At 65.4% G+C, this 12,969-nt stretch carries 13 protein-coding genes; 9 read left to right on the plus strand and 4 right to left on the minus strand.

Going from position 1 to position 12,969, the window contains the following annotated elements; translation table 11 throughout:
- Positions 1–27: 27 nt before the first annotated feature.
- The 6 genes from BRADO_RS26135 to BRADO_RS26160 all read left to right on the plus strand — a co-directional run bounded on the left by BRADO_RS26135 (position 28) and on the right by BRADO_RS26160 (position 6,311).
- Complete coding sequence (locus BRADO_RS26135; RefSeq protein ID WP_012029198.1) at positions 28–2,625, plus strand: ATP-dependent helicase; 2,598 nt, start codon at positions 28–30, stop codon at positions 2,623–2,625.
- 120 nt (positions 2,626–2,745) lie between these two features.
- Positions 2,746–3,162, plus strand: a complete 417-nt coding sequence (locus tag BRADO_RS26140; protein ID WP_012029199.1) for a hypothetical protein — start codon at positions 2,746–2,748, stop codon at positions 3,160–3,162.
- Entirely contained in the window at positions 3,162–3,830 is a 669-nt protein-coding gene (locus BRADO_RS26145) for an OmpA family protein (protein ID WP_012029200.1), read from the plus strand. Before BRADO_RS26140 ends, BRADO_RS26145 begins: the two co-directional genes overlap by 1 nt.
- Before the next feature lie 237 nt (positions 3,831–4,067).
- A complete protein-coding gene (locus tag BRADO_RS26150) occupies positions 4,068–4,619 on the plus strand; it encodes an Mpo1-like protein (RefSeq protein WP_012029201.1) in 552 nt (183 codons plus the stop codon).
- On the plus strand, positions 4,619–5,644 hold the full coding sequence (locus BRADO_RS26155) for an NAD-dependent epimerase/dehydratase family protein (protein WP_012029202.1): 1,026 nt from the start codon (positions 4,619–4,621) through the stop codon (positions 5,642–5,644). The genes BRADO_RS26150 and BRADO_RS26155 overlap by 1 nt, the downstream gene beginning before the upstream one ends.
- A 43-nt stretch (positions 5,645–5,687) precedes the next feature.
- Positions 5,688–6,311 (plus strand): isoprenylcysteine carboxylmethyltransferase family protein, encoded by a 624-nt coding sequence (locus BRADO_RS26160; protein WP_012029203.1) that lies wholly within the window; start codon positions 5,688–5,690, stop codon positions 6,309–6,311.
- Between the two features lie 13 nt (positions 6,312–6,324).
- Here BRADO_RS26160 and BRADO_RS26165 read toward each other — a convergent pair whose 3' ends face one another.
- Together BRADO_RS26165 and BRADO_RS26170 are read right to left on the minus strand one after the other, a co-directional pair.
- Positions 6,325–7,368 carry a LysM domain-containing protein gene (locus BRADO_RS26165; protein WP_012029204.1) on the minus strand — a complete coding sequence of 348 codons (1,044 nt, stop codon included), beginning with the start codon at positions 7,366–7,368 and terminating at the stop codon, positions 6,325–6,327.
- Between the two features lie 116 nt (positions 7,369–7,484).
- Complete coding sequence (locus BRADO_RS26170; protein ID WP_012029205.1) at positions 7,485–8,219, minus strand: hypothetical protein; 735 nt, start codon at positions 8,217–8,219, stop codon at positions 7,485–7,487.
- 276 nt (positions 8,220–8,495) lie between these two features.
- On the opposite strand from BRADO_RS26170, the gene BRADO_RS26175 reads away from it, so the two are divergent.
- Entirely contained in the window at positions 8,496–9,416 is a 921-nt protein-coding gene (locus tag BRADO_RS26175) for an ABC transporter ATP-binding protein (protein WP_012029207.1), read from the plus strand.
- Positions 9,413–10,174 (plus strand): ABC transporter permease, encoded by a 762-nt coding sequence (locus BRADO_RS26180; protein WP_012029208.1) that lies wholly within the window; start codon positions 9,413–9,415, stop codon positions 10,172–10,174. The genes BRADO_RS26175 and BRADO_RS26180 overlap by 4 nt, the downstream gene beginning before the upstream one ends.
- A gap of 16 nt (positions 10,175–10,190) precedes the next feature.
- Here BRADO_RS26180 and BRADO_RS26185 read toward each other — a convergent pair whose 3' ends face one another.
- The gene (locus BRADO_RS26185; protein WP_012029209.1) at positions 10,191–10,541 is read right to left on the minus strand and encodes a hypothetical protein; all 351 of its coding nucleotides are present in this window, start codon (positions 10,539–10,541) and stop codon (positions 10,191–10,193) included.
- Between the two features lie 334 nt (positions 10,542–10,875).
- On the opposite strand from BRADO_RS26185, the gene BRADO_RS26190 reads away from it, so the two are divergent.
- Positions 10,876–11,682, plus strand: a complete 807-nt coding sequence (locus BRADO_RS26190; RefSeq protein ID WP_012029210.1) for a L,D-transpeptidase — start codon at positions 10,876–10,878, stop codon at positions 11,680–11,682.
- 260 nt (positions 11,683–11,942) lie between these two features.
- Here the strand turns inward: BRADO_RS26190 and BRADO_RS26195 are convergent, their stop codons facing one another.
- A complete protein-coding gene (locus tag BRADO_RS26195) occupies positions 11,943–12,968 on the minus strand; it encodes an ABC transporter permease (RefSeq protein ID WP_012029212.1) in 1,026 nt (341 codons plus the stop codon).
- Position 12,969: the final 1 nt, after the last annotated feature.

Consider the following 12,969-nt stretch of genomic DNA (forward strand, 5'->3'; position numbering starts at 1 on the left):
CGTCAGAGGGATGAGACTGATTCGCTGATGACCGAGCCCAATCGCGTGAGCCGTATTCCTGCGCCTGACCACCAGCCCGTCGCCGGCGGTATCGCTGCGCGCGCCCGTGCAGCCGCGAGTGGCGGTGCGCGTTACCTCGCGGGCCTCAATCCGGAGCAGCGCGACGCGGTCGAGACGCTCGACGGCCCTGTGCTGGTGCTGGCCGGCGCAGGCACAGGCAAGACCCGCGTGCTGACGACGCGCATCGCGCACATATTGAGCATGGGCCGCGCGCGTCCCGGCGAGATCCTGTCGGTGACCTTCACCAACAAGGCCGCGCGCGAGATGAAGACGCGCCTCGCCGAGATGCTCGGCCAGGCGGTGGAGGGCATGCCATGGCTCGGCACCTTCCACTCCATCGCCGGCCGCATCCTGCGCAGCCATGCCGAACTGGTGCAGCTGAAATCCAACTTCACCGTGCTCGATGTCGACGACCAGATCCGCCTGCTCAAGCAACTGCTGCAGGCCGAGAATATCGACGACAAGCGCTGGCCGGCGCGCATGCTCGCCAATCTGATCGACGGCTGGAAGAATCGCGGCCTGGCGCCGGCGCAGGTGCCGTCGGGCGAAGCCGCCGTTTTTGCCAACGGCAAGGGCGGCAAGCTCTATGCGAGCTACCAGGAGCGGCTGAAGATTCTCAACGCCGCCGATTTCGGCGACCTGCTGCTCGAGAACATCCGGCTGTTTCGCGAGAACCCGGACGTGCTCCGGCAATATCAGGGCCGCTTCAAGTTCATCCTGGTCGACGAGTATCAGGACACCAACGTCGCGCAATATCTGTGGCTGCGGCTGCTGTCGCAGGCGCCGAGCTCGTCGCGCGCCGTCACGCCATCCTCCGTCATTCCGGGGCGGCTCGAAGAGGCGAGCCCGGAATCTCGAGCTGAGGACCCACAACTGCGGGATTCCGGGTTCGCACCTGACGGTGCGCTCCGGAATGACGACGCGGCACAGAGCGCGCCTGCGCCCAAGAACATCTGCTGCGTCGGCGATGACGATCAGTCGATCTATGGCTGGCGCGGCGCCGAGGTCGACAACATCCTGCGCTTCGAGCACGACTTTCCGGGCGCCAAGGTGATCCGTCTCGAGCGCAACTATCGCTCGACCGGCCACATCCTCGCGGCCGCCTCGCACCTCATCACCCATAACGAAGGCCGGCTCGGCAAGACGCTGCACACCGAGGACGTCGAGGGCGAGAAGGTCACCGTCACCGGCGCCTGGGACTCGGAAGAGGAGGCGCGCGGCATTGGCGAGGAGATCGAGGAGCTGCAGCGCAAGGGCGAGCATCTCAACGACATCGCGATCCTGGTGCGCGCCTCCTACCAGATGCGCGAGTTCGAGGACCGCTTCGTCACGCTCGGCCTGCCCTACCGCGTCATCGGCGGTCCGCGCTTCTACGAGCGCGCCGAGATCCGCGATGCGCTCGCATATCTGCGCGTCATCAACTCGCCGGCCGACGACCTCGCCTTCGAGCGCATCGTCAACGTGCCGAAGCGCGGGCTCGGCGATGCCACCGTGCAGCTGCTGCACGACCATGCCCGCAAGCGTCGCATCCCGTTGTTCGAGGCGGCGCGCGCGGTCGCCGAAACTGATGAGCTCAAGCCGAAGGCGCGCGGCTCGCTGCGCGGGCTGATCCTGCAGTTCGAGCGCTGGCGCGCGCAGCGCGAGGTGACGCCGCACACCGAGCTCGCCGAGATCGTGCTCGACGAGAGCGGCTACACCGAGATGTGGCAGAAGGACCGCTCGGCCGATGCCGCCGGACGTCTCGACAACCTGAAAGAGCTCATCCGCTCGATGGAGGAGTTCGAGAATCTGCACGGCTTCCTCGAGCACATCTCGCTGGTGATGGACCGCGAGGGCGGCGCCGACGAGGAGGCGGTGTCGCTGATGACCCTGCACTCGGCGAAGGGCTTAGAGTTCGACAACGTCTTCCTGCCCGGCTGGGAGGAAGGCCTGTTTCCGAGCCAACGCACCCTCGACGAGCAGGGCCGCGCCGGCCTGGAAGAAGAGCGTCGCCTTGCCCATGTCGGCCTGACGCGCGCGCGGCGGCGCGCCAAGATCTATTTTGCCACCAATCGCCGCATCCACGGCACCTGGACCACGACCATCCCCTCGCGCTTCCTCGACGAACTGCCGGCCGCGAGCGTCGAGATCACCGAATCCAAGGGCGGCTCGGGCTGGGGCGGCGCCGGCGGCTATGGCCCATCGCGTTTCGACAATGTCGAATCGTTCGGGTCGAGCTATTCGACGCCCGGCTGGCAGCGCGCGCAGGCGCGGCGTCCTGGTGGGGCTCGGGGCAGCTCAGAGGGTGGCTTCCAGGAGGAGCAATCACCGTTCTCGGGGCGCGATCCGTTCGGCGGCGGCTTCAACGGTAATTTCGGCCGCAACAAGCGCGGGCCGCTGACCATCGAAGGCGAGCTGGTGGCGAAATCCACCGGCACCACGTCGGAATTTTCGGTCGACGACCGCGTCTTTCACCAGAAGTTCGGCTATGGCAACGTCATCAAGGTCGACGGCAACAAGCTGACCATCAGCTTCGACAAGGCCGGCGAAAAGCACGTCGTCGACAGCTTCGTGCAGCGCGCGTGACCTGACGGCCACGGCGGGATCTGCCGCCGTGCGACAGCAGTCGCATCATCGTCACCGAACTTCACACTTCGCCTTTGTTAGGCCTTGACCATGGCAGCTCGCGTCGTATGAGATGCGTGCATGGTCCGGGGATACAATCTGTTCATGGTGGCGGTCGCGCTCAGCATGCCCTCGCTTGCGATGGCGCAGACGATGAGCTTTGGCGACTCCGCCGGGCTGATCGCGTCGAGTTGCGGCGCCGACATCACCGCCAATTGCCGCGGCGTCAATCTCGATTCCAACCGTCTGAAGGAATGCCTGTCGCGCAACCAGGACGTCGTCTCGGCGCAGTGCAAGGCGACCTATTTCAAGGCGTTCGAGGCGATCCAGAAGCGCATCTCCGCCCGCGTCACCGTGGCGAACGCCTGCCAGCGTGAGATCGTCAAGCTGTGCGGCGGCTCGACCAAGGAAACCAGCAAATCGATCCCGTGCCTCCTGACTGCCAATGGCGTCAGCGCGCGATGTCAGCAGGCGATGGGCGAGGCGGGGTATCGCTGATGCGGCAGACGACGACATCGCTGCTCTGGCTGATCGCCGCATCGCTGCCGCTGGCGAGCGCGCCGGCGCGCGCGCAAGAGGTGACGCGCGAGGACATCGTGCGCCAGCTCAGCCGGTTCGAGGCCGCGCCCACGATCGACCTTCCCGCGCTCAAGCAGCAGACACAGGAACGCTCTAAGATGCGCGGCCGCAACGAGCCGCCGCCCTCGAAGCGTCCGCCGATCGCGCCGGAGCTGACGAGCTTGCCGACCTTCAACGTCGACATCCAGTTCGATGTGGACACGCCGATCGTGCGCCCGGAATCCTACCAGACCGTGGGGCGCATTGCCGACGCGATGGTGTACGCTGATCTCCTGCCCTACACGTTCCTGATCGTCGGCCACATCGAAGCCAACGGCAAGCGCGAGTCGAACGTCATCCTGAGCCAGCGCCGCGCCGACGCGATCCGGGACATCCTGGCGAATACCTTCAAGATCTCGGTCAAGCGCCTGCAATCCGTCGGCCTGGGGGAGGAGCAATTGCTCGACCCGTCCAAGCCGACCGCGCCGATCAATCAGCAGATCCAGATCATCACGGTCGCAAAGGCCGTCGAGGAGGCCGCGGCACCGCCTCCGGCAGCGGCCCCCGCCGCGCCCAGCAAGCAGGCTCCACGCAAGCACCGCAATTGATGCAAGCGAGGTCTGCATCTGCGCATGAACCCTTGGGTGCTCCGGCGCGACAGCATTGAGATCCGACGTCTGCGGCCCTGCCGACGGGCGCTCATGGAACCCACTGTCAATTTGCGCGGAGGGTCCCGCGCGGGGTGCCTCGATTGCCGGTTTGTCGATGCAGCCGCTTGATGGTATAGCCGCGTCCTTACGGCCGTCGATTGAGCGGTGGCCGATCCATGGACGAGCGAGCCTGCCATGAATGCCATGTTCAGACGCCAGATGGTCGACTACGTCGAATACCATCGCGATCCGCGCAACGGGCTGATGCATGTGCTCGGGATCATCCTGCTGTTCCTGGGCGCCGTGCTGCCGCTCAGCTTGTGGCATTTCGACGCGTTCGGCGTCCGGATCAGCCTGGGCGCGGTGCTGGCGCTGCCCGTGCTGCTGTATTGGCTGCTGCTCGATGCCGCGCTCGGCGCCGGCATTCTCGCTTTTGCCGTGGTGTTCCTTTCTGTGGCCATGATGATTGCCGATCACGTCCACGGTTTGGGCCTGTGGGCTCTGTTTGCCGCGCTCGTGATTCTCGGCCTCGTGTCGCAGGCCGTCGGACACAAGTTCTTCGAGCGCAACAATCCTTCTTTGCTGGATCATCCGGCACACCTCTTCCTTGGACCGATGTTTGTGATGGCGAAACTTTACATGGCGCTGGGATTCAAGCCGTCGGTGGCTGATCTCATCACGCCGGACTGGTCGCCGGATCGGCTTGCATCGGACCGTCTTCAAGGCGATCAGCACTCGCGTCCCTAATGAAAGTCCTCGTTACCGGCGGCAGCGGCTTCATCGGCCATCATCTCGTCTCTGCGCTCGTGGCGCGGGGGATGGACGTGCGCGTGCTCGACATCCGCTCGCCGACCCATATGATGGCCGAGGCGGAGTATCTTGAGGGCTCGGTGCTGGATGCCGACCTGGTGAAGCGGGCGGTCGCCGGGGTCGATCAGGTCTACCATCTCGCCGGGCTGCCCGGCATGTGGATGCCGGACCGCGAGGATTTCTACCGCGTGAACTGCGTCGGCACCGAAACCGTGCTGGCCGCGGCCCGCGCCGGTAAGGTGCGCCGCTTCCTGCATTGTTCCACCGAGTCGATTCTGTTCGACTACCCCGGCTCGACCAATGCAGCCGCGGCCCCCACGGCACCGCCGGCGGACGCGATGCCGGGCGCCTACACCCGATCCAAAGCGCTGGCCGAGGCCCGCGCCATGGCAGCAGCGGCGGACGGTTTCCCGGTCGTCGTCGGCACCCCAACGATGCCGATCGGGCCGCACGACAGCAACCTGACACCGCCTTCGCAGATGCTGCGGCACTTCCTCGACAGCCGGGTGCAGCTCTACCTCGATTTCATCGTCAATCTGGTCGATGTTCGCGACGTCGCGGCGGGTCTGATCCTGGCGATGGAGCGCGGCAAGGTCGGCGATCGTTACGTGTTCGGTGGCGAGAGCCTGCGTCTCAGCCGCATCCTCGAGCTGATGGCGACGATCAGCGGCCGCAAGCATGTGGCGATCTCCGTGCCTGGCGGTTTCGCCGAACTGTCGGCCGGCATGTTGGAGCTGATCTCCGACCGCCTCACCAAGCAGTGTCCGTCCGGCACGGCCGAAGGCGTGCGGATCGCCCGTTCGGCCTCTGACCTGTCGATCGACAAGGCCAAGCGGGAGCTCGGCTACACGCCCCGTCCGATCGAGCCGACCTTGCGCGAGACCATCGACTTCCTGCTCGGCACCGAGCAGGCCAAGCGGCTCGACGAGAAACAACACCCTTTTCGCACTGCGGCCGAATAGCTAAGAGCAGCCGGTCCCACGTCCCATAACGGTTTTCAAAGACATGTCCGGCGATGCCAGCCCCATCTCGTCAGTTGCGTTCAGCGGCTGGACCACCACCTGGCCGACCTCCCTGCTCGCGATCATCTGGCTGATCTGGCTCGCCAGCTGGGTCGGCGCCTCGTTCTGGTCCGGGCAGACCCGCAAGCACGTCACGGTCATCAAGACGAGCCGCTACCATGCGCTGATCGTGCTCGGCGGTATCCTGTTCACGCCTTGGACCTCGCGCCTCCTAGGCGAGACGCCGTTCTGGCGCCCCGGCGAGACCGGCGTCTACCTGCTCACCGTCGTGACCCTGGCTGGAATCGCCTTCACCTGGTGGGCACGTATTCATCTCGGCCGGTTCTGGTCGAACGCGATCACCCACAAGGAAGGCCACAAGGTCATCGACACCGGCCCCTACGGCATGGTGCGGCATCCGATCTATACCGGCCTGATCCTGGGCATGATCGCGACGGGAATCGCGGTGGGGACGGTAACCGCCGTGCTCGGCGCCATCCTGATCTCGCTCGGCATGGCCTGGAAGGCGAAGATGGAAGAGGTCTTCCTGGCGCAGGAGCTGGGGCCCGACTACGTGGCCTACAGCCGGCGCGTGCCGATGATCATCCCGTTCCTGCCGGCGGGCTGACGGGCTCGCCCGGTCAGCGCCGGGCCGGCGCCGGCGCTTCCGATGACTGTTGCGGCGGCTGGTTGGCCGCCTGCGGCAGCAGATGGCGCGGCAGGATGATGCGCTGGCCGGGCACGAGCGGCTGGGTGGCGAGGCCACGGTTGGACTGCTGCAGGGCCCAGAGCGGAATACGGTACGCGGCGGCGATCTGGTCGAGGGTTTCGCCGGGGCGCACCGCAACGGCGGTGCCGCTGTCCCACAGCTCGACCGACGTCTTCGGCGGGATCAGATAGCGCAGCGGCACCGGATCCGCCTCCGCGCTGGCCGAGGTCTGCGAGAGCTGGCTGATCATGGTGACCAACTGAGCATGCACATCCTCCATCTTGTCGATGTTGATGTGTGTGACCTCGTCATGGTCCTTCATGTCGAAGCTGGCGTAATGGCCGCGAAAGCCGGGCTCCGGCTTGACGTCGCCGCCGCCGAGAATGTTGTCGGACAGGAACAGGTTGATGAAGCGCTGCACGTTCGGCGGCACGCTCTTGGTCGCATGCGCGGGGTCGACGGTGACGACGAGCGCGACCGGAATGTTCTGCTCCTGCAGCGTGATCGCGATGCGGACGCTGCAGAGTCCGCCCATCGAATGGCCGATCAGCACGATCGGTGCCTGGTCCTGGCGGTAGTTCTTGGCGACCTGAAGCGCGATCAGGTCGCACAGCGTGAATTCATAGACGCTGGCCCAGTAGCCCGCCTTCTCGATCTTCTCGGCGAGGCGGTCCATGCCGGTGGAGAACAGCGGGCCGAGCGCGCCGCGGAACAGATAGACCCGGGGCGGCGGCAGCGTCTGAACCGGCTCGGGAGGATGTTCCGGCGCGGCAGGGCGGATGGCAGCCTGGGTCGGTGACGCCGCGGCGGTCTTGGCGGCCTTGCCGGGGGCGGTTGCCGGAGCAGCTCCGGCCTTGGCGGTCGCCGGCGCGGCGGTCGCGATGAGCCCTGCGGCAAGCAGCCCGGACAGTCCCTGCCTGGCGGCAACCTGGGCGGCGCCGAGCCAGCCCCTCGCGATTCGCGCCGAACGGGTCATTCGCGCTCCCGGGAAAACTCAAAGCTAGGAACAGGCTGGGTCATGCTGCCCTGCCATACCGCTTGTCGTCGCCGAATGGGAGCATTTTGGGGCGCCACAACGCGCCCCCCGGATGACTACCGGTATCCCGTGGCGCTGGCGGCGCGCTGCGGGGCGGCCATGCGGGTCGGCGGCGCAGCCGGCTGCCGTCCCTTGCCGCTGAAGACGACCGAGTCGATGGCGCCGATCACCTTCTGCTGCATGATCTGGTTCTTCTCGATCGTGATGTGCCCGACGCCGGGCACCGCAGACCCCACGTCGACATTCTCGAGCTTGCCGTGGAAGCCGTCGTCACGGCGCACCGGCTCGCCGGCGCCGCTGGCGATATAGAAGTTGATGTAGCGCTCGGCATTGCCGCCGACGAGCTTGGTCTTGAACACGGAGTCGAGGCCGATCGCGAGCTTCACCGGCACGCCGAGCTGGCCGAGCTTGTTGATCATGTCCGGCAGCGCGGTCGCACCCGAGGAATGGCCGACCAGGATGATGGTTTTGATGCGGCCGGCCTTGTAGGCAGTCGCCGCATCGTCGGCGAGCGACGACCATGAGACGAAATTCGCGACGGTGTTCGGGATACCCTGCGAATCGAGCTTGGCGGCAATATCGTCAAGACCCAGAGAGAAGATGTTGAGCACGCCGCGCAGCAGGTAGACATGCGTGGTGCTGGCGGCGCTTGCCGCCGCCGGGCTGGGCGCGGCGCGGACGGACCCGGTTCCGAGCGGCAGGACCAGCGCGAGCGCCAGTGCGACCATGCCGAGCCAGCGCGTCGGAAGGCGCTGCGAGATGGTGCTGGTGGTGCTGATTCGTGGCGTCATCGGTCCTTCTCCACGGCGGAAATGTCGAGACGGCGCGAACCGTACAAGAGATGCTCGCGGACGCAACATGGCACGGCATCAGCGGCGGCGTTCATCATTCCGACGTGGCCGCACGGCAACACCTGACGGAATTGGCCACGGAAAAGTCCCGATATCGACATGATCCATTCACGGGCCTGCGATTGCGGGACAGTGACCTCGTCCCTATCTGAGCGCTTCGCCCGCACATGCGCGTCTCATTCGCGCAGGCTCCCGAATCACACCGAATCCCCCGTAATGGCTCCCGTCATTTCTGTTTCCGGCCTGTCGAAGACCTATCCGTCGGGCTTCACCTCGCTCAACAACATCAATCTGTCGATCGAGCGCGGCGAGATCTTCGCGCTGCTCGGCCCGAACGGCGCCGGCAAGACGACGCTGATCAGCATCATCTGCGGCATCGTCAATGCGTCGACGGGTAAGGTGGCGGTCGGCGGGCACGACATCAACGATGGTTACCGCGCGGCGCGGTCGCTGATCGGGCTGGTGCCGCAGGAGCTGCATACCGATTCGTTCGAGAGCGTGTGGGCGACCGTGAGCTTCAGCCGCGGCCTGTTCGGCAAGCCTCGTAATCCCGCGCTGATCGAGAAGATCCTCAAGGATCTCTCGCTGTGGGACAAGAAGGACGCCAAGATCATCACGCTGTCCGGCGGCATGAAGCGCCGCGTGATGATCGCCAAGGCGCTGTCGCACGAGCCGCAGGTGCTGTTCCTGGACGAGCCGACCGCGGGCGTCGACGTCGAGCTGCGAAAGGGCATGTGGGACGTCGTGCGCGAGCTCAAGGCCGCCGGCGTCACCATCATCCTGACCACGCACTACATCGAGGAAGCCGAGGAGATGGCCGACCGTGTCGGCGTCATCAACAAGGGCGAGATCGTGCTGGTCGAAGACAAGGCCAAGCTGATGCAGAAGCTCGGCCGCAAGCGGCTGTCCCTGCAACTGCAGCACAGGATCGACAGCATTCCCGACGCGCTCGCGCCGTATCATCTCACGCTGTCCGCCGACGGCTGGCGGCTCGCCTATGACTACGACACCAAGGGCGAGCGCACCGGCATCACCAGCCTGCTCGGCGATCTCCGCTCCGCCGGCATCCGCTTCGTCGATCTCGAGACCAAGCAATCCTCCCTCGAAGACATCTTCGTCAGCCTGGTGAGCCAATGAATCTGCGAGCCGTCGGCGCAATCTATAAATTCGAGATGGCCCGCACCTGGCGCACGATCCTGCAGAGCATCGTGTCGCCGGTCGTCTCGACCTCGCTGTATTTCGTGGTGTTCGGCGCGGCGATCGGCTCGCGCATCAGCGAGGTTCAGGGCGTCAGCTACGGCACGTTCATCGTGCCCGGTCTCGTGATGCTGTCGGTGCTCACGCAGAGCATCGCCAACGCCTCGTTCGGGATCTACTTCCCGAAATTCATCGGCACGATCTACGAGATCCTGTCGGCGCCGATCTCGCATGTCGAGATCGTGCTCGGCTATGTCGGCGCGGCCGCGACCAAATCGATCATTCTCGGCCTGATCATCCTGGCCACGGCCGGGCTGTTCGTGCCGCTGCACATCCAGCATCCGGTGTGGATGCTGTCGTTCCTGGTGCTCACAGCGGTGACCTTCAGCCTGTTCGGCTTCATCATCGGCATCTGGGCCGACGGCTTCGAGAAGCTGCAGATGATCCCGATGCTGGTGGTGACGCCGCTGACCTTCCTCGGCGGCAGCTTCTACTCGGTCAACATGCTGCCGCCGACCTGGCACTCGATCGCGCTGCTCAACCCGGTGGTCTACCTGATCTCCGGCTTCCGCTGGAGCTTCTATGAGATCGCCGACGTCAGGGTGGAGATCAGCGTCGCGATGACGTTGGCGTTCCTCGCGATCTGCATGACCGTGATCTGGTGGATCTTCAAGACGGGCTATCGGCTCAAGCGCTGAGCCGGCGCCGCTCGGGCTACTTGTAGCAGTGGAAGTGACCGTAGCCGTCGCGATAACCGCGGCAATGATAGTGCCGGTGATAGTAGGCGCGATGCGGAATGCCGAGCGCGCCCTCGACGGCGCCGACCGCACCACCCACGCCGGCGCCGACGGCGCCTCCGACCACGCCGCCCACCGGGCCTGCGATGCGATGGCCTTCATGCGCGCCTTCATGGGCGCCGCGGATGATGCCCTGGGCATGAGCGAATTGCGGGAGCGCGACCCAGGCCAGCGCCAGGATGAACAGCGCCAGCGCTGCAAGCAGATAGGTCAGCCGCTGCGGCGCCCGGTCATCGAGCACCGCCGTCTTGGCCTTCATCGTCAACATTTTGAACCCTGGGAACTGCATGGAGGACTATCTGGAACGCGGATGCGGCCAAAAAGTTGCGGGGGCGCGATGAATGGGGCGGATTAGAGAGGTCCTAAAACACCGGCCGGCCTTCAAGACCGGCTTCCACGACCAGTCGCGAAAATGTCACTTCCGATGAACGGCCCGGCGTCTTTGCCTCATCCGTGCCGGACATTAAGGTTGAGACCTGCGCCGGCTGGAACAAAGCGCGGACTTCCGACATAGTGCAGGCCGCTCCGGTGATCCCTGCGGCAAATTCTAGACACCGTTTCAAGGTCTCGCCAAAGTCGAGGGCCTGGAGGCCAGAGGTTAGATGCGTACCAGTCTTTTTGCAGTTGCCGGTTTTGCCCTGCTGTTCGCCACGCCGGCGCTGGCGAAGATCGACATCACCGTCGACAAGAACAACCAGATCATGACGGTCGCCGTCGATGGCGTCGAGCGCTACCGCTGGCCGGTCTCCACCGGCATCCCGTCGCGCGAGACGCCGAATGGCACCTTCAGGGCCTTCCGCATGGAGGCCGACCATTTCTCGAAGGAGTTCGACGATGCGCCGATGCCGCATTCGATCTTCTTCACCAAGGTCGGACATGCCATCCACGGCACCGACTCCGAAGGCCGGCTAGGCACGCCCGCGTCGCACGGCTGCGTCCGGCTGTCGAAGGCGAACGCCACGACGCTCTATGATCTGGTGCAGAAGGACGGCGTGCTCAACACCACGGTGACCCTGACCGGATCGGCGGAAGTGGCGCTGGCGCGCAATCCTCGCCGTGGCACCGCAGTCGCCCGTCGTGACGTCCAGCCGCAATATGACAGCAATGGCGAACCGGTCGTGCTGACGCCGCAGCCGCAATTGCTGCCGGGACGTCAGGTCTTGCCCCAGCAGCGTGCGGATGACGGATACATCTATCCGGCCGATGGCAGCGACAATGGCGCGCGCTATCCGGCGCCGCGCGGCACCAGCCGCCAAGTCTACGGCGCACAAACGTATGGCGCGCAGGCCTATCCGCAGCAGCAGCCGCAGTATTCCTACGACTACGACAACCCGAGCTACGCGCAGCCACGCTACTACCAGCCGCGCCAGTCCTATCAGCCGCGCGGCTATTATACCTATCAGGATTGACCCCGATCGGCGGAGGCCGGATCCGCTGCGCGAGACCCGGCTCGGTCTCTCTCCCCGCCTCAGCCAGATCGATCGCATCTGACGATCGCAGTTATCATGCGGTCGTCTCTCCAAAGTCGTCATGGCCGGGCTTGTCCCGGCCATCCACGTCGGCGGGAGTGCTGGGATCGACGTGGATGCCCGGGACAAGCCCGGGCATGACGGAGTTGGCAGGTTCTCTCGCCGGTACGCTGCGAATCTCCATATCCGATAGCCCTGCCCTATTCGGCGCTGACGCGCTCCAGCGTGGCCGGCTTGGTCTCGGCACTCACCTGCCCCCGCGCCGACGGCGCACGCTGGCGGCGCTGCACCAGATACTGGTCGGCCAGCACGCCGATTAGGATCACGGTGCCCATCACAGCGAAATTCAGCGAGCTCGGAATGCCCAAGAGGTTGACCAGGTTCTGCAGCACCTGCAGCAGGATCGTGCCGAGTACGACGCCGATGATCGAGCCCTCGCCGCCGCGCAGCGAGCAGCCGCCGAGCACAGCGGCAGCGATCGCGTAGAGCTCGTAGAACGAGCCGTGCACCGCCGGCGAGATCGAGCGGGTGTACATCGCGAGAAGGACCGCCGCCAGCGCGGTCAGGCCGCCGCAGATCACATAGGCCGATATCGTGACGCGGTCGGACCGGATGCCGGAATAGCGTGCGGCCTCCTCGTTCTTGCCGACGGCGTAGAAATAGCGGCCGTAGACCGAGCGATGCAGCACCAGCCAGGCAATGCCGGCCACGATCACCAGCGCCACGACGCTGTGCGGCAGCGGGAAGCCGAGCACATTGGTGCGGCCGGCCGTCAGCCATTCCAGCACCGGGAAGCTCGCGCCATAGCCGAAACCGGCGGTCGCGTCCTCGGTGTAGTAGCGCGCGGCGCCGCGATAGATCAGGAGCCCGCAAAGGGTCACTACGAACGGCTGAATCTTCATCTTGGTGACCAGCGTGCCGTGAATGGTGCCGATCGCGACGCCGCCGAGAATGATCAGGACAAAGGCCAGGATCCAGTCGACGTCGCGGTTGACGATCAGGTCGATGAACAGCACGCCCAGCAGCGCGATGACCGATCCGACCGCCAGCTCGATGCCGCCGACGATGATGACGAAGGCCTCCGCGATCGAGAAGATGCCGAACATGCCGACCTGATTGGCCGTGTTCGACAGATTGCCGACCAGCAGGAAGCGCGGATTGATGAACGCCACCACCGCGCCGACCACCAGGATCAGGACCAGGAGGCTGAGATCTTTCTTGTGCACC

Origin of the sequence: Bradyrhizobium sp. ORS 278 (assembly GCF_000026145.1) — a bacterium.
In the GTDB taxonomy this organism is placed as follows: Bacteria; Pseudomonadota; Alphaproteobacteria; order Rhizobiales; family Xanthobacteraceae; genus Bradyrhizobium.

Excerpts from the sequence above, each read along its gene's own strand:
- BRADO_RS26135 (WP_012029198.1), top strand. The coding sequence starts at position 28 with ATGACCGAGCCCAATCGCGTGAGCCGTATTCCTGCGCCTGACCACCAG.
- BRADO_RS26140 (WP_012029199.1), top strand. The coding sequence starts at position 2,746 with ATGGTCCGGGGATACAATCTGTTCATGGTGGCGGTCGCGCTCAGCATG.
- BRADO_RS26145 (WP_012029200.1), top strand. The coding sequence starts at position 3,162 with ATGCGGCAGACGACGACATCGCTGCTCTGGCTGATCGCCGCATCGCTG.
- BRADO_RS26150 (WP_012029201.1), top strand. The coding sequence starts at position 4,068 with ATGAATGCCATGTTCAGACGCCAGATGGTCGACTACGTCGAATACCAT.
- BRADO_RS26155 (WP_012029202.1), top strand. The coding sequence starts at position 4,619 with ATGAAAGTCCTCGTTACCGGCGGCAGCGGCTTCATCGGCCATCATCTC.
- BRADO_RS26160 (WP_012029203.1), top strand. The coding sequence starts at position 5,688 with ATGTCCGGCGATGCCAGCCCCATCTCGTCAGTTGCGTTCAGCGGCTGG.
- BRADO_RS26165 (WP_012029204.1), bottom strand. The coding sequence starts at position 7,368 with ATGACCCGTTCGGCGCGAATCGCGAGGGGCTGGCTCGGCGCCGCCCAG.
- BRADO_RS26170 (WP_012029205.1), bottom strand. The coding sequence starts at position 8,219 with ATGACGCCACGAATCAGCACCACCAGCACCATCTCGCAGCGCCTTCCG.
- BRADO_RS26175 (WP_012029207.1), top strand. The coding sequence starts at position 8,496 with ATGGCTCCCGTCATTTCTGTTTCCGGCCTGTCGAAGACCTATCCGTCG.
- BRADO_RS26180 (WP_012029208.1), top strand. The coding sequence starts at position 9,413 with ATGAATCTGCGAGCCGTCGGCGCAATCTATAAATTCGAGATGGCCCGC.
- BRADO_RS26185 (WP_012029209.1), bottom strand. The coding sequence starts at position 10,541 with ATGTTGACGATGAAGGCCAAGACGGCGGTGCTCGATGACCGGGCGCCG.
- BRADO_RS26190 (WP_012029210.1), top strand. The coding sequence starts at position 10,876 with ATGCGTACCAGTCTTTTTGCAGTTGCCGGTTTTGCCCTGCTGTTCGCC.